This window comes from Acinetobacter variabilis, from assembly GCF_000369625.1.
GTDB lineage: Bacteria > Pseudomonadota > Gammaproteobacteria > Pseudomonadales > Moraxellaceae > Acinetobacter > Acinetobacter variabilis.
Genome location: NZ_KB850117.1, coordinates 82,104 through 106,619, shown reverse-complemented (window position 1 = coordinate 106,619; position 24,516 = coordinate 82,104). Strand labels below are relative to the sequence as shown.

Annotated in this window: 22 protein-coding genes and 2 pseudogenes; 14 read left to right on the top strand and 10 right to left on the bottom strand. The window is 39.4% G+C overall.

Annotation, left to right across the window (positions count from 1 at the left end; translation table 11 throughout):
- The 12 genes and pseudogenes from lpdA (at position 1) to F897_RS16430 (ending at position 12,461) form a co-directional block, all read left to right on the top strand.
- Positions 1 to 1,401: a dihydrolipoyl dehydrogenase gene (lpdA, locus tag F897_RS16485; protein WP_005237625.1), complete on the top strand. Its 1,401-nt coding sequence runs from the start codon at positions 1 to 3 to the stop codon at positions 1,399 to 1,401.
- Between the two features lie 11 nt (positions 1,402 to 1,412).
- Positions 1,413 to 2,198, top strand: a complete 786-nt coding sequence (locus F897_RS16480; RefSeq protein WP_005237624.1) for an acetoin reductase — start codon at positions 1,413 to 1,415, stop codon at positions 2,196 to 2,198.
- A 21-nt stretch (positions 2,199 to 2,219) separates the two neighbouring features.
- Positions 2,220 to 3,278 carry a 2,3-butanediol dehydrogenase gene (locus tag F897_RS16475; protein WP_005237619.1) on the top strand — a complete coding sequence of 353 codons (1,059 nt, stop codon included), beginning with the start codon at positions 2,220 to 2,222 and terminating at the stop codon, positions 3,276 to 3,278.
- A gap of 675 nt (positions 3,279 to 3,953) precedes the next feature.
- Positions 3,954 to 4,634 (top strand): GntR family transcriptional regulator, encoded by a 681-nt coding sequence (locus F897_RS16470; protein ID WP_004812178.1) that lies wholly within the window; start codon positions 3,954 to 3,956, stop codon positions 4,632 to 4,634.
- Between the two features lie 248 nt (positions 4,635 to 4,882).
- Positions 4,883 to 6,937: a TonB-dependent receptor gene (locus F897_RS16465; RefSeq protein ID WP_034581447.1), complete on the top strand. Its 2,055-nt coding sequence runs from the start codon at positions 4,883 to 4,885 to the stop codon at positions 6,935 to 6,937.
- A gap of 26 nt (positions 6,938 to 6,963) precedes the next feature.
- A complete protein-coding gene (locus F897_RS16460) occupies positions 6,964 to 7,959 on the top strand; it encodes an ABC transporter substrate-binding protein (RefSeq protein WP_420864487.1) in 996 nt (331 codons plus the stop codon).
- 5 nt (positions 7,960 to 7,964) lie between these two features.
- The gene (locus F897_RS16455) at positions 7,965 to 8,975 is read left to right on the top strand and encodes a FecCD family ABC transporter permease (protein ID WP_122959135.1); all 1,011 of its coding nucleotides are present in this window, start codon (positions 7,965 to 7,967) and stop codon (positions 8,973 to 8,975) included.
- Positions 8,972 to 9,736: an ABC transporter ATP-binding protein gene (locus tag F897_RS16450; RefSeq protein WP_004812169.1), complete on the top strand. Its 765-nt coding sequence runs from the start codon at positions 8,972 to 8,974 to the stop codon at positions 9,734 to 9,736. The genes F897_RS16455 and F897_RS16450 overlap by 4 nt, the downstream gene beginning before the upstream one ends.
- Positions 9,733 to 10,221 carry a GNAT family N-acetyltransferase gene (locus tag F897_RS16445; RefSeq protein ID WP_005237613.1) on the top strand — a complete coding sequence of 163 codons (489 nt, stop codon included), beginning with the start codon at positions 9,733 to 9,735 and terminating at the stop codon, positions 10,219 to 10,221. Before F897_RS16450 ends, F897_RS16445 begins: the two co-directional genes overlap by 4 nt.
- A 359-nt stretch (positions 10,222 to 10,580) precedes the next feature.
- Positions 10,581 to 10,720, top strand: a pseudogene (locus F897_RS18240) (ISNCY family transposase); the annotation flags it as partial.
- Between the two features lie 604 nt (positions 10,721 to 11,324).
- Positions 11,325 to 11,711 carry a diacylglycerol kinase gene (locus tag F897_RS16435; RefSeq protein ID WP_004780021.1) on the top strand — a complete coding sequence of 129 codons (387 nt, stop codon included), beginning with the start codon at positions 11,325 to 11,327 and terminating at the stop codon, positions 11,709 to 11,711.
- 39 nt (positions 11,712 to 11,750) lie between these two features.
- Positions 11,751 to 12,461 (top strand): phosphatase PAP2 family protein, encoded by a 711-nt coding sequence (locus tag F897_RS16430; RefSeq protein ID WP_005237612.1) that lies wholly within the window; start codon positions 11,751 to 11,753, stop codon positions 12,459 to 12,461.
- Between the two features lie 26 nt (positions 12,462 to 12,487).
- Here F897_RS16430 and F897_RS16425 read toward each other — a convergent pair whose 3' ends face one another.
- From F897_RS16425 to F897_RS16415, 3 genes are read right to left on the bottom strand one after another with little or no spacing between them, the layout of a single operon-like run.
- Positions 12,488 to 13,801, bottom strand: a complete 1,314-nt coding sequence (locus F897_RS16425) for an ATP-binding protein (RefSeq protein WP_171065480.1) — start codon at positions 13,799 to 13,801, stop codon at positions 12,488 to 12,490.
- 6 nt (positions 13,802 to 13,807) lie between these two features.
- Entirely contained in the window at positions 13,808 to 14,479 is a 672-nt protein-coding gene (locus tag F897_RS16420; protein ID WP_004780026.1) for a response regulator transcription factor, read from the bottom strand.
- Position 14,480: 1 nt separating this feature from the next.
- Positions 14,481 to 16,157, bottom strand: coding sequence for a phosphoethanolamine transferase (locus F897_RS16415; protein ID WP_005237609.1), 1,677 nt, complete (start codon positions 16,155 to 16,157; stop codon positions 14,481 to 14,483).
- A 258-nt stretch (positions 16,158 to 16,415) separates the two neighbouring features.
- Here F897_RS16415 and F897_RS17330 point away from each other — a divergent pair.
- Positions 16,416 to 17,684 (top strand): annotated as a pseudogene (locus F897_RS17330) (ISNCY family transposase).
- A gap of 95 nt (positions 17,685 to 17,779) precedes the next feature.
- Here the strand turns inward: F897_RS17330 and F897_RS16400 are convergent.
- From F897_RS16400 to F897_RS16380, 5 genes are all read right to left on the bottom strand, one after another.
- Positions 17,780 to 18,697, bottom strand: a complete 918-nt coding sequence (locus F897_RS16400; RefSeq protein WP_004780028.1) for a LysR family transcriptional regulator — start codon at positions 18,695 to 18,697, stop codon at positions 17,780 to 17,782.
- Positions 18,698 to 18,804: 107 nt separating this feature from the next.
- On the bottom strand, positions 18,805 to 19,605 hold the full coding sequence (locus F897_RS16395) for a sulfite exporter TauE/SafE family protein (protein WP_005237608.1): 801 nt from the start codon (positions 19,603 to 19,605) through the stop codon (positions 18,805 to 18,807).
- Between the two features lie 43 nt (positions 19,606 to 19,648).
- Complete coding sequence (locus F897_RS16390; RefSeq protein WP_005237607.1) at positions 19,649 to 20,143, bottom strand: flavin reductase family protein; 495 nt, start codon at positions 20,141 to 20,143, stop codon at positions 19,649 to 19,651.
- 97 nt (positions 20,144 to 20,240) lie between these two features.
- Positions 20,241 to 21,284 carry a methionine synthase gene (locus tag F897_RS16385; protein ID WP_004281804.1) on the bottom strand — a complete coding sequence of 348 codons (1,044 nt, stop codon included), beginning with the start codon at positions 21,282 to 21,284 and terminating at the stop codon, positions 20,241 to 20,243.
- Positions 21,285 to 21,335: 51 nt separating this feature from the next.
- Positions 21,336 to 22,319, bottom strand: coding sequence for a putative oxygenase MesX (locus F897_RS16380; RefSeq protein WP_004647848.1), 984 nt, complete (start codon positions 22,317 to 22,319; stop codon positions 21,336 to 21,338).
- Positions 22,320 to 22,662: 343 nt separating this feature from the next.
- Between F897_RS16380 and F897_RS18005 the strand changes: the two genes are divergently transcribed.
- A complete protein-coding gene (locus F897_RS18005; RefSeq protein ID WP_005237606.1) occupies positions 22,663 to 23,133 on the top strand; it encodes a hypothetical protein in 471 nt (156 codons plus the stop codon).
- A 71-nt stretch (positions 23,134 to 23,204) separates the two neighbouring features.
- Here the strand turns inward: F897_RS18005 and F897_RS16365 are convergent, their stop codons facing one another.
- Both F897_RS16365 and F897_RS16360 read right to left on the bottom strand, forming a co-directional pair.
- The gene (locus tag F897_RS16365) at positions 23,205 to 23,390 is read right to left on the bottom strand and encodes a hypothetical protein (RefSeq protein ID WP_005237605.1); all 186 of its coding nucleotides are present in this window, start codon (positions 23,388 to 23,390) and stop codon (positions 23,205 to 23,207) included.
- A 94-nt stretch (positions 23,391 to 23,484) separates the two neighbouring features.
- A complete protein-coding gene (locus F897_RS16360) occupies positions 23,485 to 24,513 on the bottom strand; it encodes an IS701 family transposase (RefSeq protein WP_077067961.1) in 1,029 nt (342 codons plus the stop codon).
- Between the last annotated feature and the right edge of the window lie 3 nt (positions 24,514 to 24,516).

Genomic DNA, 24,516 nt, shown 5'->3' with positions numbered 1-24,516 from the left:
ATGTCAGATACACAATTTGATCTTGTGGTTATTGGTGCTGGTCCTGGAGGATATGTCGCTGCGATTCGCGCAGCGCAACTGGGATTAAAAACTGCAATCGTTGAAAAACAACACTTAGGTGGAGTGTGTCTTAATTGGGGATGTATTCCAACCAAGGCTTTATTGAGCGGAGCTGCGCTTGCACAGCACTTCAAACACGCAGAGCAGTTTGGCTTTACGCTTAACGCGGTTGATTTTGACATTCAAAAACTGGTCCATCATAGCAGACAGGTTTCTGAGCAACTGGTGCAAGGTATCGGTCAACTATTGAAAAAAAATCAAATCACTGTTTTTAACGCAGCAGCCCAGTTTATTGCCAAAGAGCAATTAGAGCTTACAGATGCGAATGGTCAAAAACAGCAGATTTCTGCACCGCATATTATTGTCGCAACAGGCGCACGTGCGGCCAATTTGCCTCATATTCCTGTAGATGGCCATCAGGTCTGGAGTTATAAAGAGGCTTTAGTTCCAGAGCAATTACCAAAGTCTTTACTGGTCATTGGTTCGGGTGCTATAGGCAGTGAGTTTGCAAGCCTATACCAAGACTTAGGCTGCCAAGTCACCTTGGTTGATATTGCCAAGCAGATTCTCCCTAGTGAAGACATTGAAGTTGCGAAGTATGTACAAAAGCAATTTGAACAGCAGGGGATGCAGGTTTTAACCGAAGCAACGGTAAAAAAAATAGAAACTGATCAGGCTCAAGTGCATTGTCATATTGAAACTTTAGCAGGTGTGCAAATCATTAGCGTTGAAAAGGTGCTTTCAGCTATTGGCGTGAAACCGAATGCGGAAAATCTTGGCCTAGACGATTTGGGTGTTGAATTTGAAAATGGTTTTATCAAAGTTGACTCATGGTGTAAAACCAATGTCGTGGGTGTTTATGCAATTGGCGATGTCGCAGGTGCACCCTGTTTGGCACACAAAGCCAGTCATGAAGCCATTCTTTGTGTGGAGAAAATTGCAGGCCTAAGTCATGCACATGTTTTAGATCGTACACAAATTCCTGGCTGTATTTTTACTCATCCGCAAGTGGCCAGTATTGGTTTGACAGAACAGAAAGCGAAAGCTGCGGGCTTGAATATCAATGTGGGTAAGTTCCCTTTACAAGCCAATGGTAAGGCATTGGCTTTGGGCGATAGCGCAGGATTTGTTAAAACCATTTTTAGTCAGGAAACGGGGGAATTGTTGGGTGCTCACATGGTCGGACATGAAGTCACCGAACACATTCAAGGTTTTGCTATAGCAAAATACCTAGAAGCTACGGATGAAAGCTTAGCACAGGTCATTTTCCCTCATCCTACTTTATCTGAGGCGATGCATGAGTCGGTATTGTCGGCAATGCAACGTGCAATTCATATTTAAGGAGTCGCAACATGCCTAGAGGTTTAAACAATAAAGTTGCATTAATTACGGGTGCAGCACAAGGAATTGGACATGGTATTGCCTTACGTTTGGCACAAGAAGGTGTTCATATTGCATTGGTCGATCTTCATCAAGAAAAGCTAAATACTGTTCAACAAGAGATCGAAGCCTTTGGCGTAAAAGCCACCACATTTATTGCAGATATTTCAGATCCAATACAAGTCAGTCATGCAATTGATCATGCAGAATCGACACTTAATGGCTTTGATATCATGATCAATAATGCAGGGATTGCACAAGTTAAAGCGTTGGCAGAAGTAACGCCGAGTGAATTTAACCAAATCATGAACATCAATGTCGGTGGTGTACTTTGGGGGATTCAAGCCGCAGCAAATAAATTTAAACAACGCCAACAGGCTGGAAAAATTATTAATGCCTGCTCAATCGCAGGTCATGAGGGTTTTGCTCTCCTCGGTGTTTATTCAGCAACTAAATTTGCAGTTCGTGCATTGACACAAGCTGCAGCTAAAGAATATGCCAGTGCTGACATTACTGTAAATAGTTATTGTCCGGGTGTTGTTGGTACAGATATGTGGGTCGAAATAGATGAGCGTTTCTCTGAAATTACAGGCGCACCAGTTGGTCAAACGTATAAAAAATATGTAGATGGTATTGCTTTAGGACGTGCTGAAACACCAGATGACGTGGCTGCATTAGTTGCATTTTTAGCCAGCGAGGATGCAAACTACATTACAGGGCAGTCTATTTTGACAGATGGTGGAATGGTGTACCGTTAATATCAACATAAGGAATACATAATGAAAGCAGCTCGTTTTTATGACCGAGGGGATATTCGGATTGAAGATATTCCTGAACCGAAAGTAGTTCCAGGCACAGTTGGAATTCAAGTTGCATGGTGCGGTATTTGCGGTACAGATTTACATGAATTCATGGAAGGCCCTATTTTTATTCCACCTTGTGGTCATCCACATCCAATTTCAGGAGAATCTGCACCTGTAACAATGGGACATGAATTTTCAGGCGTAGTTTATGCAGTTGGTGAGGGAGTAGATGATATTCAAATTGGGCAACATGTCGTAGTTGAACCCTACATTATTGCGGATGATGTACCGACTGGGCCGAATGATAAATATCATTTATCAAAAAATATGAACTTTATTGGTTTAGGCGGACGCGGCGGCGGTCTTTCTGAAAAAATTGCGGTTCAGCGCCGTTGGGTACATCCTATCTCAAATGATATTCCCTTAGACCAAGCAGCATTGATAGAACCTTTGTCCGTTGGTCATCATGCCTATGTACGAAGTGGTGCAAAAGCTGGTGATATCGCACTGGTTGGTGGAGCAGGCCCAATAGGTTTACTCTTATCAGCCATTTTAAAGGCTAAAGGTCTCACGGTGATCATCACTGAACTGAGTGCAAAACGTAAAGAAAAAGCGATAGAAGCGGGCGTTGCAGATTATGTACTAGACCCATCACAAGTTGATGTAGTTGCCGAAGTAATGAAAATTACGGAAGACCACGGTGTTGATGTCGCTTTTGAATGTAGTAGTGTTAATAAAGTCATGGATACACTGGTGACGGCGATAAAACCAACAGGGCTAGTCGTCATTGTTTCTATTTGGAGCCATCCTGCCACAATTAATGTGCATAGTGTGGTCATGAAAGAGCTCGATATTCGTGGCACGATTGCTTATGTCAATGACCATCAGGAAACCATCCGTTTAGTCGAGCAAGGTAAGATTAATCTGGAACCTTTTATTACCCAACGTATTGCATTAGATGATCTTGTTTCTAAAGGCTTTGAAACATTGATTCATAATAATGAGTCTGCTGTAAAAATTATTGTTCATCCGTAGTAACGCCTAATTTCAAAGACAAATTTGAATAAGCTAGAGATAAACTCTATGTAGCTATTTTTAATATTTATAGCGATAGGAAATGAGTCTGTATTTACAAACTCATTCTCATAATAGTGATTGGAAAACTCTATTTTTTAAGAAGAAATTGACAACACATAATGTATAATTTAATTTATATCAATATTAATGAATTTAATACCGAAATTCGTCTACTTAACTTATGTTTACCTAAAGTCTAGTTCATCAATTAAATAGTTAATATTTCATTAATAACCAATGAATTACAAGATAATTTATTTGAATGTAAAAAACTTGATTCATGAACTTGTGAATTTTGACCATTTTAGAATACATATAGCTAAACGATTCCTATTGGTAGATAAACTCAATGCTAGAAATTTTATAGTCAAGCCCAATAGATTTATGCACCTTGCGCAGTAGTACTACTCATGTCTTAAATAAGTTTACAGAATTAGGCCGACCTCACACCCAAGTTGTCACTTAAATTTAAGTAATTTACGAAAATTCTATTTTAAGTCTTTATGCAACAAAGCCGGTTTATTTACGAATAGGAAATGTCTACAGAATCTATTTTATTTATGCAACTTCACTAAAATACTCTTTATACCCTTATAATTTCTGTATTAAAAAGATATACGAAGAGAATCACGGATGGCGACAACGATCGCAAAATCAGGCTCCACAAACTTAGCCAATATCATTTACCAACAAATCAAAGACGATATTTTTAGTTTTCAACTTAAACCAGGACAACGCTTCACTGAAACGGATATTGCTGAAAAATATCAAGTGAGTCGCACGCCTATTCGTCAAGTCCTCTATCGTTTAGAGCAAGAAGGTTATGTGAATGTGCATTTTCGCAGTGGTTGGGAAATTAAACCCTTAGACTTTAATTTCTATCAAGAGTTGTTTGATTTACGCATGATCTTGGAAAAAGAGGCAGTCAAACGCTTATGTATGCTGGATCATGAACAGTCGTTAGAACTACAAAAGCTCAAACAACTCTGGTTGGTCGAACCAAGAGCCTATAATCAGAACATTAAAGAATTGGTATTACAAAGTGAAGATTTTCACTGTGCTTTAGTGCGGGCTGCAGGGAACAACCAAATTGCGAAGATCCATCACGAGATCAGCGAGAAGATTCGAATTGTACTGAGTTTGGGTGCCATGCGTGAATTTGATATTCAACATGCCTATGAAGATCACGGGGCAATTTTACGACGTATTCTAAATCGTGATGCTGAGGGTGCAATTCATCTCGCTGAACATCATGTCCTGCATAGTATCGAAGATGTAAAAAATATTACCTTGCATATGATTTCTAATCTTTAATTAAAACTTATAAATAGATGAATTTGAATACCAATTCCCAAAGTTGGCATTTTTTTTGCTTGTAATACCACCATCTTGTATACAAGAGTGTATTCAACTCTAAGCTGATGCTTATTTGAATATATATGCTTATATTTGGTGCACAAATCAAATGAATAATGCACCCAAAGTATTCTAATTTTATTTATGCATTTTTTTTGTGCATAAAGCCGAGGGTGGTTGTAGTGAGTTTGCGTTTAGTTGTATTGATGAGTGGTGTTGGCGTGAGTACGTTAGTGATGGCTGATGAGGTGAATCGTTTAGATACCATCACCGTGACTGCAACGGGCACAACCGAATCAGAATCCTCATCCAAATCAATCACTAAATTTCAGCATGAATTATTGGATGTCCCATTTAATAAAACACATTTAGCTGAAGACATTTTAAAACAGCAGGATATTCAACGGATTGATCAAGCATTGAATTTGGTCAGTGGGGTATCGAACAATAATAGCTATGGCGGTGGTTTTTGGGATAATTATTCATTCCGTGGTTTTGAAGGTAATCCAAATACAGGCGTGGAATATATCCGCAATGGCCTAAGTGTGAACCGTGGCATATCTGCACCACGTGATATGGTCAATATTGCATCTTTGGATTTTTTAAAGGGGCCAAATGCGGCTCTGTATGGAAGGGGTGAAATTGGCGGTGCATTAAACGTCACCACAAAAAAACCAAGCTGGCAAAGTGCGACAGCACTTAATCTACGTGCTTCAAGTCAAGAAGAATATCGCATTAGTGCTGAACATACTGCACCGATTACTGAACAAGTGGCGTATCGCTTAGGAATTGCCGTAGAGGATAATCAATCCTTCCGTGATCATGTTAGCTCAGAACGGTTATTTGTTGCACCACAACTCACTTGGAAAATCTCACCAGACACACAACTTGATCTGGATACTGAATTTAGTCAGCATCTTGGCACCTTTGATCGTGGGCTGACTGCGGTCAATAATCAAATCACCATGGACAAGCACACCTTTACCGGTGAACCGCATGATGGTGATATGCGTGTCAAAGACAATTTATATCAACTGCGTTTAGCACATCGCTTCAATGATACTTGGAAAATGAATGGTGCACTCAGTTATAAAGATGCACAAATGGTCGGTTTTTCCACTGAACCACGTAAGATTCAAGCCGATTTACGCACTTTAGAACGCCAACGTCGCTATCGTGACTATCAGACCGAAGATGTGATGGCGCAGGTCGAGGCTTTAGGACAGTTCGAAACGCAAGCTTTGGTACATGAGTTGGTCCTTGGTCTTGAAGTGGGTCGTTTTCACTTTATGCAACAGCAGTACCGTCTGAATCATTCTGCGAGCAACCCGAATTGGATCGATATTTATCGTCCAGTCTATGGGCAGTTTAATCCTGATATGCCACTGCATACCAACAGTGATGAGAACCAGCGTTATGTTGCGGTAAATGTTCAAGACCAAATGTTCTTCAATGATCAATGGAATCTACTCATGGGATTACGTTGGGATCGTGTTGAGCAAGATTTTCAGAATCACATGAAAGGCTTAGAGGATCAAACCACGCATGCGCAATTGAGCCCACGCATCGGGATTAACTACCGTCCAAGTGCAACATGGTCTCTCTATGCCAATTATGGCGAAGCCTTTTCCATGAACAATGGCATGAGTCGAACTTTAGAAACCTTTGAACCTGAAACAGCCAAAAGCTATGAAGTGGGTGCCAAATGGCAATGCTCAGATACCGATGCTTTGAGCTTGGCGTGGTTTGATATGCGTAAAAACAATGTGTTGATGACCGATGCCATCGATCCTAACTATGAGGCGGCGGTAGGTGAAATTTCAAGCCGTGGGATTGAATTCGATCTGAGCGTTCAATTGCATGATCAACTTAAGCTTTCTGCTAATTACGCATGGGTCAATGCTGAGGTAAGTAAGGATGAGCTGATTTCGAGTGGTGCGCCTCTGACTAATGTACCAGAACATTCTGCCAATCTAAATGTAGCGTATGACCCTTGGCAAAATGCAGGCCTGATGGCGAATCTCAGTTATGTCGGCTCACGCAGTGGCGACAGTCCAAGCAATGTCATGAATGGTTTCCGTTTACCAGCCTATCAGGTGGTGGATGTTGGCGCTTATTACCAAGCCAATCCACAACTGCGTTATCAGTTGAATATTCACAACCTATTTAATGAACACTATTACCGTTCGAGTTACAGCCATTTATGGGTGCAGACGGGTGAGCCAATCAAGGCATCAATGTCTGTGCAATGGGCATTCTAATGCGCAGCCATATCTTTATTTTGGGGATGGTGACAAGTGTATTGATGGGTTGTCAGTCTCCAAAACCACCACAAGATAATGTTGTATCCGCCTCAGCCAATCAACGTTGCGTTGTAGACAGTTCAGCGACAAAGGTCTGTGTTGATCAACCTGCACAGCGTATTGTTTCGCTATTTGAGTCGGGCTTAGATGGTTTATATATGTTGGGACAAGGACCGAAAGTGGTCGGTATTCCTGCAGAAATTTATCTTCAACCTTTGTTGTTTGATGCCTATTCCAAAATGGATGCCCGCATTGCCCAGAAACAACTTGCGACACCCTCACAAGGCTCTAATGCCACCAATATTGAAAGCTTAATGGCACTGAAGCCTGACTTGGTAGTCTTGGTCAGTGGGCAAACCCAAACCATTGAATTATTGAGGCAGTTTGGCATTGCGGTGTATGTAATGGAATCGGGAACATTTAAACAAGTTAAAGAAGAACTTGCTGAAATTGCCGTACTGACCGGTGCAGAACAACGGTCGCAGGAGATTTTACAGTTTGCCGATAATATTGTGGCAGAAGTGGCTGAGAAAACCTCAAGACAGCCTGAGCGACAATCGATTTACTATGCTTGGTCAGGGGGGCGGATTTATTCCACTTCGGGGCGTAAATCCATCACCAATGATTTTATTGAATTGGCAGGGGCATACAACATTGTTGAAACTGAGACCAATCAACCGAATGTGAATCCAGAAACGCTGATTGAATGGAATCCGGACAATATTGTGCTGTGGAATACTAATCCAGAACTGATTTATCAGCGTGAAGAATTAAAAGGTTTAAACGCAGTCAAACAACAAAAGGTTTTTAATTTAACGCCTGCATTTATTTATAACCCACATACCATCAAAATTATTGTGACCGCTATTCATCTTAATCACAGTATTTATCCAGAACAATCGGACTTACCTGTAGATACATTGAAACTGAGAATATTAAGCAAGCTGTATGGCGCAAGTTTGGCAAAGGAGCTGATGTAATGACACTGCAATCCTTAAAATATACCTGGTTTTATCCAGTGCCATTGCTCCTGATTTTTTTATCGCTCTTAATTGGACCGAGCCAAAGTCTAAATGCATGGGATTATGTGCTGTGGTGTGTGCAATTTTTATTTGGTACACCTTATTACGATGCGGAACAATTTCTATTGATGCAAAACATTCTAGTCAATGTCCGTATGCCACGTATTTTACTGACCTTTATGGTCGGTGCAGCCTTAGCCACTGCGGGGAATGGTTTACAAGCTTTATTTAGAAATCCATTAGTCGATTCGTATGTTTTAGGGATTTCCTCAGGTGCAGCTTTTGGTGCCGCCTTAGCACTGACTTTAAGTTGGCTTTCGCCGAATTTATCCGCATTTATTTTTGGTGTCTGTGCTGTGGCATTGACCTACTTATTTGCCCAACAAAAACATGAAAGCCAAACTGCGCTGGTGATGGTGATTTTATCAGGGATGATCGTATCGGGTCTATTTTTGGCAGGTTTAACCATTATTCAGTACCTCAGTGATCCATTTAAACTGCAAGCCATTGTGCAATGGACCATGGGTAATCTACATCAAGCCTCGTGGCAAAAAGTGCAATATGCAATCATTCCGATTTGTATCGCTTTAGCTGGTTTATACGCCATGCGCTGGCGTTTAAACCTAATGGCTTTGGGTGCAGAAGAGGCACAGGCAGTGGGGGTGAATCCACGTTGGGAACAACTGTGTTTGATTGTGTTTGTGACCTTATGTACCTCAACTTCTGTAGCGGCCGCAGGCATTATTAGTCTGTATGGCCTGTTTATGCCGCATATCGTGCGGATGTTAGTTGGCCCTGATCATCGTTATAGCATTCCGGCCAATATGCTGTTGGGCGGTAGTTTCTTACTGTTGATTGATAACTTTTCACGGGTACTGTTGACCTTTGAAATTCCAATTGGAATTTTCACCATGCTATTGGGAGCACCATTTTTCCTATTATTAATGAAAACACAACGGACGGCTTGGGCATGATTCGCATTGAACAATTGAACTATGCCTATGGGCATAAACAGGTGTTAAAAAATATTGACTTAGCATTTCCCAAAAACCAGTTTTCAGTGATTTTAGGACGCAATGGCTGTGGTAAATCGACACTGTTTAAATTAATGGCAGGTTTAGAGCCAATCGAGCAGGGGTGTGTCTGTTATGCCGGTCGATCACTTGCAAGCTTTAAAGGTAAAGAACGTGCAGCCTTACTCGGGTTTTTACCACAATTTCATAAAACCGTATTTCCATTTTTGGTGAAAGATGTAGTGATCACGGGTCGGGCAGCCTTTAGTCGTTTTCGACCGAGTGCTGAAGATTGGGCACGCGTTGATCAAGCCTTAATTGATTTGGATATTGAGCACTTGAAAGAGCGTCCATATACCGAACTGTCAGGTGGTGAACGGCAATTAGTGATGATTGCGCGGATTTTGGTGCAAGCACCACAAGTGATTTTATTGGATGAACCGACCAATCATTTAGATGTCTATTATCAAAGCTATTTGATGAAAAAATTACGCCAATTGTCACGACAGAATTTCACTGTGATTGCGATTATGCATGATCCGAATTTGGCATTTTTATTTGCCGATGAATTGTTCTTTATGCGAGAGCATCAAGTGATTCGACCGGATAACAAAGCACGAATCACTGATCCCAAATTTTTAAAAAGTGTCTACGATGTGGAATTCCATGAAGCCATGATCAAAGACAAAACCATTGTTATTCCGGATCATTCTTGGCTATGAACATGAATTTAGATTATCAATTGTTGCAACCACAAGATCATCAACAGGCGATTGAGTTTGCGCTGTACAGCCGTCAACTCTTATTTCCAGAGCTCTATCAGGCAAAAATTCCCCAAGATATTAAGCATTTTGAGAAATATTATATCGAGAGTACTTTGGGTTGTTTTATTGTGGTGAAGGATCGAAATCGAATTATTGGCACTGTGGCATATCGTACTTATGACTATCGCTTTGATTTGGATATTCCACAGAATGCAGTGGAAGTGGTGAAGCTATTTGTGTTACCTGAGTATCGTCGTCAAGGCATTGCCACCAAGTTATGCAAGATGTTGTTTAAGCACGCAAAACAGCAGAAAATTGAAACGCTGTATTTACATACACATCCATTCTTACCAGCAGCGGAGCAGTTTTGGCAGTTACAGGGGTACGAAGTGATTAAACGTGAATGGCTAAAAAATTACGATACGATTCATATGCGATTATAATAAATTAAACAATTACATACAGTTTTAAAAGTCATTTTAAATTAGTAAAGTTTGACAACGAGGATTAATTAAATTTAACCTATATCAATTTTCATGAACTTAATTAGACTTCTTGCGTTAGTCAAAATTTAAACAGCCCAAAGCTACATTTTATAAGGTTTTAGCCAATTCAAAAATTAGGTAAAACGATACTTTCGCAAGAGGTCTATGAACTTAAAGTATCATGTACTCAATTTAACATAATCAATATTATACGAAATGAGAGTTTGTTAGAACCCATTTAAAGTGTCTATATTCTCACCAATAAAAATGTCTAGTTTATGGTGATTTAAACATCATGAACTGGATATGAAATATAGATGCTGATCACTATGTCTGACAAAGAAATTCAATGTCTTGCAGTTCTGCAAGACGTTCGAGATCATCGCATTATTCAAGTCTATGCTTTAGAATTTTTAAATCTTTTGACTTTCAAATCACTCGTTTGATTAAATTTTTAATTATTAGAATTTTTCAAGAATCGTATTACATTAAGTGCAAAGTGACTCTATTTTAAAATATGGTTTGAATCCTACTTTAAGATCTCGAGCTGAGATGCTAATATTTATTAAGTTATTTCTAATAGAAGTATACAAATGAAGGGCAAAATAAGCATTCTTATCATAATAATAATTATATTAGCTTTAGCCATTAAGATAGAAAATGACAGGAAAAAACAAAGGATTAATGAGTCGATTCTGAATGACAAAAATACTCGAGTACCTTAACCAAATAGCTGACCTACTCCTTGAACAATAGGCCTCTTGCGAAAGTATCGTTTTACCTAATTTTTGAATTGGCTAAAACCTTATAAAATGTAGCTTTGGGCTGTTTAAATTTTGACTAACGCAAGAAGTCTAATCATGATATTAGTTACTACTTTTGATGATTTTTAAGAAGATGTGTAATGTGGGATACCTTAGAGCATTTCAAGACATTAAAAACTATTGAAGTGGGTTAAGCCATTTTTTGCGCCAAAACAATCAAATAAACATCCATTTTTAAGGGAGTTTTAAGGTTAAAAATTTAAATTAATCAAATCTCATCTTAACTGAATCACTTCTATGTCCCCCGATCGTTCACTCTACAAAGGTACTTCCGGAACACAACGTATTTTCAATGCTACTCGTTATTCCGCGACCGGCCTTAAAACAGCCTTCCGAACTGAAGCAGCCTTTCGGCAGATCGTGCTGATTAACCTGATTTTGATTCCTCTTAGTTTTTGGATATCACAGAGTCTAGCTGAGCAAGCACTCATGGTGGCTGTGTGCCTGCTAGCACTGATTGTTGAACTGATTAACTCAGCAATTGAGGCAGTAGTGGATCGTATTTCCATAGAACAGCATGAGTTATCCAAAAATGCTAAGGATATGGGCAGTGCCGCCCAGTTTGTCGCACTCATTTTAATTACCGTAACTTGGGGCATCATTTTAATCGGTCATTCGTTTTGATCTCATTTCTGCTACAACGACAAGAATGGAATATTTAAAATGTCGTCCGAACGATCTCGTTTTTTACTGAATCAAATATTGCTACTGAGTTTCAGTTTTTTGCTTCTCTGGAATTTTTTTGATGTGGGTGGAGTCATTGATTTAAAACTAATCTATCCATTTATCGATGGTCAGGGACAATTTCCCCTCCGGCAAGATTGGGCACTGGCAGAGTTAAATCATCGTTATATCAAAGATCTGTTAATTCTAGTTTATATAGTGCTATTCATTGGTTGGATGGTCGCACTAAAATGGCAATCTTGGCATAAGAGACGTTGGGAATTAGGTTATTTCTTTATAATGGTAGTGCTTACAACTGGGATAATCGGAATTATCAAATCCCAGTCAGTTCATGCCTGTCCTTGGGATATGGTAACACCTACATCTAATGGGTTTTTATGGGATTTCAGTGCTACCGCTGGACATTGTTTTCCTGGTGGACATGCATCTAGTGGTTTTGCATTAATGACAGGCTATTTTGTTTATCGCACTGTAAACCGTCAGCGGGCTTATTTTTTTCTAATCGCTGCAGCGATCTTAGGCTTCGCTATGGGCTGGGCACAAATGATGCGGGGGGCACATTTCCTGAGTCACAACCTGTGGACTGGCTGGGTGATTTGGTGCATTAATATCATTGGTTATGTTTTATTTAGCCACAAAATACCAGTTGAAAAAAACGCTTCCTTGCTCGCTAGCATCAAACAGCCTTAATACCTAAAAGACAAAAGTCTATCTATTTAGGCTTCGACCAAGGCAAATTTCACTTGTACACACAGACCACCTAAGCTGCTACTTTTTGAAAATTCTAAAGTACCGCCCAAACGTTCAGTTGCTTTATCCACAATTGATAGACCTAAGCCACTACCAATTTCAGCATGGTTATGAACCCGATAGAATCTCTGACGAATTTGGTTAAATTGCGCTGGATCAATCCCTGCTCCACTATCTTCTATCTGTAGAATCGCCTGTTGACCTTGCTGCAATATCGATACATTGATCACGCCATGCTCTGGGCTGTATTTAATTGCATTATCAATCAGGTTATAAATAATCGAGTGTAGGGCTGAAGCCTGGCCCTGAATCAACAATTCTTGCTGTTGTTCTACTCCTAAATCAATTTCTTTTTGTAGTGCCAGCTGGATCAACTGCTCAATGCAGGCGACTGTCATTTGATTCAGAGACAGGGATTGTACAGGCTCAGTTAAACCTTCTGTGACATCCTGTTTAGCCAAACTTAACAGTTGATTTACCAGATGTTGCATCCTTAAGATGCCCAGACTCAAATTGTGCAAGGCATCACTTTGTGGAAATTGCTGTAATAAGATCTGTAACTGTAAATTCAAAGCTGTCAATGGTGTACGTAGTTCATGTGCAGAGTCTACTACAAATTGACGCTGCTCTTGTTGGGCTAAGGAAATACGGCCAAATAGGTAATTCATTTCCTGAATGGTCGGTTCTAGCTCCAAAGGATATTCTTTCATTTCAATTGGTTTTAATTCTTGAGCCTTACGGCTGGCCAATTCTGTTTTAAAATCAATAAGAGGCTGAAAACTTCTCCGAATTACCCAGCTTAAACCGAATATAGCAAAAGGAAGAAATAGTACATAAGGGAGAAACATATTCACTGCGAGCTCCAATGCTAGATCTTGCCGGACATTTTTTTGCTGGCTTACTTGGATCTGTAATTGGTCTCCAGGAATGATATAAGTTAGCCAGGTCCCGTATGGGGTTTGATGTGTATAGAATCCTGCTTTCTTGACCGATGCAACCAAAACATCCTGTGGATGTAATGTAGTATCTGTATAAGACCAAATATCTACAAATAAATCTTCTTCACTATACTGTTTTCCTAAATCAATCTCGCTTTGTAGCGGTTCAGGATGATTTTCTGCAATGCGCTCTGCGAGACTTTGCATCTGTTTGTCCAAGACTTCATTAATTTCTTCAAGTGCAATCCGGTATGCCGCAAAGATTAGTACACAGCCTAATACTACGCTAAACAATGAAATATAAATAATTAGACGTTTTTGCAAGGAATAGCGTTTTTTCATCATGCTTTACCCTAAGCGATATCCTAGTCCACGAATCGTCCGGATAAAGTCTTTCCCTAATTTGGCCCGCAGATGATGAATATAGACTTCCACAGTATTACTACTTACATCACTATCGAAATCATAAAGTTTGTCTTCTAAATCATTTTTAGAAAAAATTTTGTTTGGATACGTTAATAGTGCGGTGAGAATAGACCATTCTCGATTAGATAATTCTATAGCCTGTCCGTTAAATAATGCGATGTGTTGCTCAATATCCAATTCCAAACCACTGTGTAATAACTTCTTATTAGTATCTTTCTCAATATTTATACTTCCACTTCGACGCATTAAAGCGTGAATACGTGCCAGTAGCTCGTCAAATTCATAAGGTTTAATTAAGTAATCATCTGCCCCATCATTCAGTCCATCTACCCGGTTTTGTAGCTGATCTCGAGCAGAAATAATCAGGACAGGTAAACTTGGGAACTTTTGACGGATATTTTTAAGTACCAGCATACCATCCATCATTGGCAAACCCAGATCTAGCAGGACAATATTATAATTTTGCTGTTGTAGCTGTTTTAAGCCATCAATGCCATTGTTGACCCAGTGCACATCAAATTGATGGAGCTTGAGCAATGTTTTAGTTGACTCGGCAATCATGAAGTCATCTTCAATAATCAATATTTTATGCATCTCAAGCTCTGTTCTTTAATGATGATGAGCATTGTGCAAGCATATCATTTTTAGCTTCAATCACTTGCGTTTTTATACCCAGCAAACTCAATAAACTCGGGAACAGATTATCCTGACTGTGCATCTTACCGGTTTGTGCTTTGAGACAGTTGACCTGCTGGGTATTGTACTGTTGCCAATACTCTGAAAACCACATCAACATTGGAACATGGGTCTGTTGCGTTGGTGCTATGCTATAAGGGGCACCGTGCAGATATAGACCATGTTCTCCGGTAGATTCACCATGATCAGACAGATACCAGAAACCAGTTTGATATTGTTTTTGATCCTGCAATGTTTTGATCATCTGAGCAAGGACATAATCTGTATAGACAATAGAATTATCATAGCTATTTTTTAGCTCATCGGCGCTACAGCCCTGAATGGCATTGGTATTACAGGTTGGTTGGAAAGGTTGGTATGGTGATTTGGAGCGTTTGAAATAAGCCGGACCGTGGCTGCCCATTTGGTGCAGAACGATCAACTGTGGTTTTTGATTATTTTTATCGAGATGTGACAAATAATCTTTCAGACTATCTACCAATATTTCATCAAAACATTCACCTTCAGCATCACACCACTTTTGTTTTAGTTGAGTGGGAATTTGATAATTTTGAATCCGGTTACAGGCACCTTTACAGCCAGAATTATTATCAATCCAAGTCACTTGATAACCAGCACGCTGAGCAATATCTAGTAATCCTTCACGATGGCTAGCCAACTGTTCATCATAGTTTTGACGTGTCATCCCTGAAAACATACAAGGTACTGAAACAGCTGTGGCAGTTCCGCAAGAACTGACTTGATTAAAATTTATCACCTGCAGTTTGCTCAGTTCAGGATTTGTATTACGTGCATAGCCATTTAGAGCAAAGCTCTCAGCACGTGCAGTTTCCCCTACTACCAGCACCATCAATTTAGGTTTGCTTTGCATTTGAGTCTGCTGAAGTAGATGTGCATCTTCACCAAAGGTCACCAATGGCAAATTTGCTTTAGGGGCTTTTTTCTTATAATAGGATAATGTAGATGCAATACTGTTTTGTGGGGAGATCATCCCTTTCAGGTCACGATGCTCACGAAAGATGGCAGCATAATCGACATAAAAACAGAATAATAAGCTGAGTATTAATCCGAGTGAAAGTACACTGCTCAAACTTTTATGCAACAATTGACGCCCCAATGATACAGGCTGAATTTTAAGTATCCACACGATAAAGAGTGGGAAAATGACAAATACCAATGTCCAGATAATTAATCGTATTGACCAAAGATCCCGAATTTCACGAACATCAGTTTGTAACATATTCTGGATCTGGTCTGGGGTAATGACTATACCTAGACTATTAACAAAATAAGCACTAAAGCCACCCAGAATGATCAGAATACTGGCTAGTATTTTGGCATTCCACTTCCAGATAAGCCATTGTAATAACAGATAATAAAAGCCAATAACAACCAAGACTGTCGTAGCTAATAATGCCCATGCTTTGAAATTGCTATGGGGCGTCAGTTGATGAATGTTTTGATAAAAAGAAAAATTCAAAACTAATCCCAACCAAATAGCAAGCATCAGATTAAATCTTGCTAAACGAATTGGTTTGATTTGAAGAAGGCTTGGAAAAGAAGTCAGTTTAAGCATTTTTTAAGTTCGAAGACTTTAATATGCTTTAGCCTAAAATTTGAATCTTAAAAATGACTTAAAATAATCTGAGAACTACACAAACTCAGACATATTAGACCTCTTGCGAAAGTATCGTTTTACCTAATTTTTGAATTGGCTAAAACCTTATAAAATGTAGCTTTGGGCTGTTTAAATTTTGACTAACGCAAGAAGTCTACTATGTCTGATAAAGAGATTCAAAGTCTTGCAGTTCTGTAAGACGTTTGAGATCATCGTATTATCCAGGTCCGTGCTGCTGAAATCCTGAATCTTTCTACCCGTCAAATTACCCGGTTATTGCAGAAGCTTAATCAAGATGGGGTTTCAGGTCTGGCGCATGCCAGTCGTGGTCAACCTGGCCATCGTCGCCATGACGTCCTGTTAAAATCAAAATGTCTTTCCATTATTTCTGAACATCTGCTGGGCTTTGGACCTAAATTGGCGCATGAGAAGCTCAGCAGCATATTTGACCCGAATATCCCGGTAGAAACGGTTCGTTCGGCGCTGGATGACGCCCAATGACCTGTGGATCGAGATCAGCGCATGAAACGTCCGTACCAGCCACGCTATAACCGTGATTGCTTCGGTGAGCTGATCTAGATTGATGGCTCATACCATGACTGGTTTGAAGGTCGAGCTGTAAAATGCTGCTTGCTGGTTTATATCGATGATGCCGCTGGAAAGCTGTTGCATCTGTGCTTTTGTGAGGCTGAAACGACCTTTGATTACATGCTTTCAACCCGAGCCTACATTGAACAATACGGCAAACCTCTGGCCTTTTATAGCGACAAACATTTGGTATTCAGAGTTAAGCAGAAATCCAAGCAGGACAGCCAGATCACGCAATTTAACCGGATTCTGGATGAGTTAAACATTGATATTATCTTTGGCAACTCACCACAGGCCAAAGGTCGCGTAGAACGCGCGAATAGAGCCCTTCAAAACCGTTTGATCAAGGAGATACGTCTGGGAAGGCATCAGTTCGATTGCCGAAGCGAATGCCTGGCTACCCTGCTTCATTGAGCAGTTTAATTAGAAGTTTGTTAAATGTGCGCGAAACTCAAAGAACCTGCATCAGCCATTAATCGAATCTGATCTTGAACTGGATGATATTTTTACTTGGCGTGAACCCCGTAGAGTTACGAATAGCCTGACCATTACTTATGATAAATGCGTATATCTCCTAGAGAAGACAGAAGAAAATCAGAGGCTGATCAGTAAATATCTTGAGTTTCTGGAATACCCGGAGGTACTGTAGCCATCATGTGTGATGGTCGAAAGCTCAACTACAGCCTCTTCGATAAAGTAAGTCAGCTGAATCAGTGAGAGATTGTTGAGAATAAACGGTTAGGTTCAGTCCTGGCGCATATTTAACATCAACATGAAAAATTGGAAAAACAAAATAAACGTTCTCGTCTCAAGAAAAGTATGCCGAGTCGTAAAGCTCAGAAAGCTGTTATTGAACAAAGAAATCTCAATCCTGTGCTTGACTCTTGGGGGGGGTAAAAAACAGGGCATTTTAATTGGTGAATAACATACAAATCTACTCTACACTTTTTTAGCACTCCTTTGACCCTGAAGTAAAGGAAAAAAGCCTAGATTTAAGCATAATAGCTATTTCGTTTCTTAGAAAATCGTTCAAGCTGCTTTAAGAACCCTTCAAAATAGTCTCTCTGTTTTTCATCCGTTCTAAAACCTGCATATAAGGTTCGGCGTAATCCTTCAGGTGAAACACATTCTAGACGTCGTGACGTGACCCAGCCTTTCGCTTCATATTCATTCACTACCCAATCAGGTAGCGCTGCAATACCACGTCCGCTCGCCACAAGCTGAATCAGCATTTGGGTTAAGTCAGTGGTTCGAATGTTTTTAGGTTGAATATTTGCAGGAATAAATAGTTTCGACATGATATCTAAACGATGTTTATCCACTGGATAAGTAATCAGTGTTTCTTCAGCTAACTCTTTAGCGGTAATTTGCTCTACACGTACCAATGGATGGGTTGTTGATAAAACAAGTCGCGATTCATATTCAAATACCGGAAAGTATTCAACACCTTTTAAAGCGATTGGATCTGCTGTAATCAGTAAGTCAAATTCGCCATTTTGCAATAACTCATGTGGATTCGCTTCAAATCCTGATGCGAAGTCTAAATCGACATCTGGATATTGAATACGATACTGATTTAATAGTGGCATAAGCCAATCGAAACAACTATGGCATTCAGAAGAAAATGTGATTCGACCTGTTTGACCATGTAGAATTCTACTGATATCAGCTTGTGCGATTTGTACTTGTGGCAAAATCTCATCTGCTAGTTTTAGTAGACGTTGACCAACATTAGAAAAAGTAATAGGTCGAGTCTTGCGGTTCACGACCTCAACACCCATCCACTGATCAAGCTCACGTAGCTGATGAGATACCGCTGAAGGTGTAATGCAAAGATCGCTCGCAGCTGCGACTAAAGAACCATGTTCTCTTAAAGCTGAAAGCATTCTTAAGTGTTTTAATTCGATCATCTTGGGAGAAACTCAAATCATTGTCCTTGTAAGGATACATTAAAAGCAAAGATTAAAAGCCCACATGAAGCAGGCTATTTAACATGATGAATGATCATTGCGTAATATCAAATGAATCCTTTCACAAGGAAAAAGCATCCAACAATGACCAATAAAACGGCAAAGCATTTCTTCAACATTACTGGCGATAAGGCATGTGCAGCCTTCGCACCAAATTTTGCAGTGATGAAACTCATGATACTGATGCCAATGAAGGCATAAATATGAACATAACCAATAGTATTCGGCACATTGATTTCAGCATTCATGCCAAAAATCATAAATCCTAATGCACCTGCAACCGCAATCGGTAACCCACACGCCGCAGATGTTCCAACAGCCTTCTGCATGACCACACCATAGCGATTCAGATATGGAACTGTCAGACTTCCACCACCAATACCAAAGATTGCTGATGCAACCCCAATCACACTACCTGCAGCAACTTGTTGACCTGATGAGGGTAACGTTTTCGTTGGGTCAATTGCTTTTTTGGCACCTGTAAACATCGTATATGCGACCCAAATCAGAAATAAGCCAACAATGATTTGTAGATGTAATCCTGATATCAAACCAGCAATACCTGCCCCAAAAAAACAACCAATTGCCATAGGTGGCGCTAGATTTTTAAAAACAGGCCAAATCACAGCACCAGTTTTATGATGCGCAATCAATGAGCTAATCGAGGTTACAACAATGGTTGCCAAAGATGTGCCTAATGCGAGGTGCATAACCACATCGGGGTCATAGCCCATTTGGGTAAAGACAATAAAAAGCAGTGGTACAATAATCGTACCACCGCCGACGCCAAACAGCCCTGCCGCAAAACCAGCAAAAGCACCGATGATTAAAAAGGTTATAAGTTCCACAATAGACTAACTTTTAAAAAGATGAAGGAATTAAGGCATTGGGTTAAACGTGTTCCAATTGACCCACTTGATGATAAGCACGGTTAAAATACACCAGACTTTCTTCTTGATCGCTTTGTTGAACTTTAAGAACACGACACATGAAAACACTGTGTGTACCGACTTGCTGAATATTTTGAATCTCACAGTCAAAACTGACCAAGGCATCTTTCAAAATAGGTGAACCAGTTTCCATCGTACTCCAATCACCGAGTTTGAAACGATCTTCTGAGCTGAATTTACTTGAAGCAAAAGCATTTGAAAGCTGTTCATGCTGAGTACTTAGTACGTTTACAGCCAAGACTTTATTTTCAACAAAATGGGCATGTGAACGGGAGGATTGATTCATACAGACTAATAACATTGGCGGTGTATCCGTCACGCTACATACGGCAGATGCAGTAAATCCATGCATACCTGTTTCACCCAAAGTCGTAATAACATTCACTGCTGTGGTGAGTAAAGACATTGCATTTCTAAAGTCTGTTGCTTCAATCATCTCTTTCATCTCAAATGTACATATCACGTGCTCGTGCATAAAGCTGGACAAATGACCTTGCAATGATTTGTTCTGCTTCGCACGAGACTACGTTTGATTAAGCTTCTAGCTCTTTACGAACAATGGCAGCACCTGCGCTTAAAGCTTCAAGTTTGCCACGTGCCACTTGGCGAGATAGCGGTGTCATACCACAGTTAGTTGAAGGATACAGTTTATCTGCATCAACAAATTGCAATGCTTTGCGTAGCGTATTTGCTACTTCCTCTGCAGTTTCCACTTGAGTGGTTGCCACATCAATGGCACCCACCATCACTTTCTTACCACGGATCAATTCGATTAAATCCATTGGTACACGTGAGTTTTGGCATTCAAGTGAAATAATATCGAGCTTAGATTGTTGTAGTTTCGGGAATGACTCTTCGTATTGACGCCATTCATTACCTAAAGTTTGTTTCCAATCTGTATTGGCTTTAATGCCGTAACCATAGCAAATATGAACTGCAGTTTCACATTTTAGACCTTCAAGTGCACGTTCTAAGGTTGGTACACCCCAGTCATTCACTTCATCAAAGAATACGTTAAACGCAGGTTCATCAAATTGAATAATGTCTACGCCTGCTGCTTCAAGTTCTAAAGCTTCTTGGTTCAAAATTTTGGCAAATTCCCAAGCCAGTTTTTCACGGCTCTTGTAGTGTCCGTCAAAAAGTGTATCAATCATGGTCATTGGACCAGGCAACGCCCATTTAATTGGCTGACTGGTTTGGCTGCGTAAAAATTTCGCATCGTCTACAAACACTGCTTTTTTACGAGAAACTTCACCCACAACTGAAGGTACACTTGCATCATAACGATTACGAATACGCATGGTTTCACGCTTTTCGAAATCTACACCTTCAAGATGTTCAATAAACGTGGTTACAAAGTGCTGACGGGTTTGCTCACCATCACTCACGATATCGATACCTGCAGTGACTTGCTCATGTAATGATAATTTCAAAGCATCACGTTTAGCTTCTAATAATTCTTCGCCTTCAAGCTTCCATGCAGACCATAATTTTTCAGGTTCAGCTAACCAAGACGGTTTTGGCAAGCTACCCGCAGTTGAAGTTGGGAGTAAAAGTTTCGGTTGTGTAAGCGCCATGTCTAATCTTCTTTCTCTAAAATTCGTCAGTCTGTGTGTCAATTCGATGTCTTAAGCAGCTGTTTCGACCTTAAAGTTTGCTGCCCATTCATTTAAAATATCTTGATATGGTTTGATGAAGTTTTCTTCTGTCCATTTACCTTGCTTAACCGCTAACTCACCACGTTCAACACGGTCATAAACGATACGTGTCAGTGAGTAATCGCCATAGCTCAAGCTTGGTTGATACTCCACACCTGCCGGAGAGTTGGTGTTGTAAATTTCAGGACGATAAATTTTTTGGAAGCTTTCCATGGTTGCAATCGCGCTGATCAATTCAAAATCAGTATAATCACGAACTAAGTCGCCAGCGAAATAGAATGCTAATGGTGCATTACCACCTTCTGGTTTGAAGTAACGTACACGTAAGCCCATTTTGGCGAAATATTCATCGGTACGTGAATATTCATCATTGGTATATTCCTCACCTAAAATAGGATGTACGTTTGCCGTACGGTAATAGGTTTTAGAGGTTGAAACACTTAAACAAATCACAGGTGGCTTGGTAAATTCTGCCTTAAATACATCTGAATTCACCAAATGTTGATACAATTTACCATGTAGATCTCCAAAATCTTCAGGTTTTTCACCTACACCACAACCCAATTGAGGCAATACTACGCTGAAGTCGTAATCACGCACATAAGATGAGAAGCTATTGCCGATCATGCCTTCAATACGCTCCCCTGTTTTATGGTCAATCACTACACTTTTCAGTGTTTCAATAAATGGAAAGGTTTGGCCATTGCCTTCGATATCAATTTCAGCAGAAATGATGTCGATCTCAAGTGAGTAGCGATCACCTTTCGGGTTATCAACGGTCGCCAAGCTATTAAAACGGTTGTTGATCATCGCAAGGGTACGACGCAAGTTTTCTTCACGGCTTTCTCCACGTGCCAAATTGGCAAAATTTGTGGTTAAACGTGTGCTTTCTGCTGGCGTGTAGTTTTCATCAAAACGGATACGTTTAATTGAACACTCAAATGCTGTACTCATGGAGATTACCACCTAAAAATTTTATAAAAAGCTAAATTTCTGAATGGCTGTATTTAAACGTGAATAAGAAAGTGAGTAAAACGATATAAATTCAGCTTAAGATGAGAAATACTCATCTTAATAAATTAAAGATGCTGAGGATTTTTAGTTATTCAGTAAGCTAAGAGCATATTCTGGTCCAATTGGACACTTAATAGTATATCGTACTGGACATAGATTCTTCTTTTAATTGGATACTCTGATTTTCAGATACTCTTTGTATCTAAAACGAAATTTAAATGAAAAAGTAAAATAAGTCCTATGAAAAAAAGCAGTTATTGCACTGAGTTGCTTAAGTATATTTATGACAGGCTGTTCCTCGCTTCTTAATCCAAGTATTCACAATTCACTAAAAGAAGTGAGAACATCGAACTTCCTAAAAAATGAAGATAAAACAAAAACCATTGGTGGGATTGATGCAAACAGTAATGGTGTTCGAGATGATATTGAGGGATACATAAATCTCAAATATGGAAATAACCCCAAATTTGTTAGCGTATATATGCAGTATGCAAAAGAATTACGAACAAAGCTGACGTTGGCTAGTGATGATCGTGAAGCCTATCGTAGAGCATCACACAAAGTCAGCAGGCAAATGATTTGTGCTTCGAAAATTGACTATGAAGTTGAGCCTGAAAAAATGTATCGGGACACAATGATCATCTATGCTCTGTCGGTGAATACTAAGCAGCGCAAGGCTGAAAGTAATCGTATTAGCTCATTGGTGAGTGGCATGGTCTTCATATTGCCAACTGAGGAACATTGCAAAAATTAACGATTTATTAAAATGTCCAAGTTAAAGAAGAATGGGTGTCCAAATACTTATTGATTTTGCAAGCTAAGCGGCTATCTAAAATCTTTATCTGAAATTGGTAATGTTTTTTGCAACTCTACCAAAGATAATAAATCTCCAACTATCAAGTATGTGTAAATAACATAACGATCAGCTTTTTGCCTAGAAGTAATAATATTATGAGAACCTTTCTGAGCAGCTTTGAAAATAGCATCTAACCGTTCACCCAAATATTTCATCTGTGAACCAACGATTTCCTCAAATCTTTTAGAGTCTGACTGCTCATCAACATATGTAATAATTCGATTTATATAATTTAGGACTTACGCACTATTATTTATAGATTTTCTGTGGCAGCAGATGATTCTTATCGAGAATAAATTCATCAATAAAGTTCTTGATAATTGGTCTAAATAATTTCTTCTGCCAACGATATACATTTTCAAAGATCCGCTCAAACTGGTTCTTTTGTATCTCAACATAGGCCATCAAGGCTGAGAAAATATGATTCAAAATCAGCTTGGATCGTCTTACTTGAAACTTTTCAATATGACAAACCTGTTTAATTACTCGATGATATTGTTCTATTTTCCAATGACTTGAATGTAATTCATAAAAACCATCAAAGGACAATAAATCATCTTCATCTTGATGCACAATATAAAATCTCTGCTGTTCTTTTAACTGAGTCTTAAATAATTGTACAAAGCCAACATCTTTGAGCCAGACCACTTGACCCTGATGAAAATTCGGCAATAAACGGAGTTGAAACCATTGTCCTTTTTCAGGGGAAACCTTACGGTTACTGTCGACACCAAACATAAATCGAATACCATGTTTTCTTATGGTTTTTAGATTTTCAGTCGATGAATACCAACTATCACCTGTAATGAATTGAATCTTTGCACCCCAATCGAGTACTTCACTTAACATCTCCATAAAGTAATCATTCTTGGTTTTACTTTCTGACTTATCATAAATTCGAAAATTAATTGGAATATTTTTGCCATGTTGATCTGTCGCATACAAGGTAATGAGATTAATACCCTTGACGGATCGGTGGTGTTTACCTGACCAAAAATAGCTAACTAAGTCCATATGTTGACTATATGGCTTATCTAAAACAGTATCATCAATACTGACTATAAGTTTATTATTATCAATGTGTTGAATTGCTTCTTGATATAGATCGCGAGCTGTGTAGTCTTCACGCTCCAAAAAGCGATTTACACTGTCATGCGAGATATTATAAGTCTCGGCAAGTTGTGTGCAGCTAATAGAGTTTGGTTCTGTCATGAGAAAGCCCATATAAATGGGTAATGTACAAGTTGCTGTAGAAGCATGTTTAGTTCGTCTGATCACAGA

What these genes read in the sequence shown, in the direction of transcription:
- lpdA (WP_005237625.1), top strand. Translation starts at nt 1, where the DNA reads ATGTCAGATACACAATTTGATCTTGTGGTTATTGGTGCTGGTCCTGGA.
- F897_RS16480 (WP_005237624.1), top strand. Translation starts at nt 1,413, where the DNA reads ATGCCTAGAGGTTTAAACAATAAAGTTGCATTAATTACGGGTGCAGCA.
- F897_RS16475 (WP_005237619.1), top strand. Translation starts at nt 2,220, where the DNA reads ATGAAAGCAGCTCGTTTTTATGACCGAGGGGATATTCGGATTGAAGAT.
- F897_RS16470 (WP_004812178.1), top strand. Translation starts at nt 3,954, where the DNA reads ATGGCGACAACGATCGCAAAATCAGGCTCCACAAACTTAGCCAATATC.
- F897_RS16465 (WP_034581447.1), top strand. Translation starts at nt 4,883, where the DNA reads ATGAGTGGTGTTGGCGTGAGTACGTTAGTGATGGCTGATGAGGTGAAT.
- F897_RS16460 (WP_420864487.1), top strand. Translation starts at nt 6,964, where the DNA reads ATGGTGACAAGTGTATTGATGGGTTGTCAGTCTCCAAAACCACCACAA.
- F897_RS16450 (WP_004812169.1), top strand. Translation starts at nt 8,972, where the DNA reads ATGATTCGCATTGAACAATTGAACTATGCCTATGGGCATAAACAGGTG.
- F897_RS16445 (WP_005237613.1), top strand. Translation starts at nt 9,733, where the DNA reads ATGAACATGAATTTAGATTATCAATTGTTGCAACCACAAGATCATCAA.
- F897_RS16435 (WP_004780021.1), top strand. Translation starts at nt 11,325, where the DNA reads ATGTCCCCCGATCGTTCACTCTACAAAGGTACTTCCGGAACACAACGT.
- F897_RS16430 (WP_005237612.1), top strand. Translation starts at nt 11,751, where the DNA reads ATGTCGTCCGAACGATCTCGTTTTTTACTGAATCAAATATTGCTACTG.
- F897_RS16425 (WP_171065480.1), bottom strand. Translation starts at nt 13,801, where the DNA reads ATGAAAAAACGCTATTCCTTGCAAAAACGTCTAATTATTTATATTTCA.
- F897_RS16420 (WP_004780026.1), bottom strand. Translation starts at nt 14,479, where the DNA reads ATGCATAAAATATTGATTATTGAAGATGACTTCATGATTGCCGAGTCA.
- F897_RS16415 (WP_005237609.1), bottom strand. Translation starts at nt 16,157, where the DNA reads ATGCTTAAACTGACTTCTTTTCCAAGCCTTCTTCAAATCAAACCAATT.
- F897_RS16400 (WP_004780028.1), bottom strand. Translation starts at nt 18,697, where the DNA reads ATGATCGAATTAAAACACTTAAGAATGCTTTCAGCTTTAAGAGAACAT.
- F897_RS16390 (WP_005237607.1), bottom strand. Translation starts at nt 20,143, where the DNA reads ATGATTGAAGCAACAGACTTTAGAAATGCAATGTCTTTACTCACCACA.
- F897_RS16385 (WP_004281804.1), bottom strand. Translation starts at nt 21,284, where the DNA reads ATGGCGCTTACACAACCGAAACTTTTACTCCCAACTTCAACTGCGGGT.
- F897_RS16380 (WP_004647848.1), bottom strand. Translation starts at nt 22,319, where the DNA reads ATGAGTACAGCATTTGAGTGTTCAATTAAACGTATCCGTTTTGATGAA.
- F897_RS18005 (WP_005237606.1), top strand. Translation starts at nt 22,663, where the DNA reads ATGACAGGCTGTTCCTCGCTTCTTAATCCAAGTATTCACAATTCACTA.
- F897_RS16365 (WP_005237605.1), bottom strand. Translation starts at nt 23,390, where the DNA reads ATGAAATATTTGGGTGAACGGTTAGATGCTATTTTCAAAGCTGCTCAG.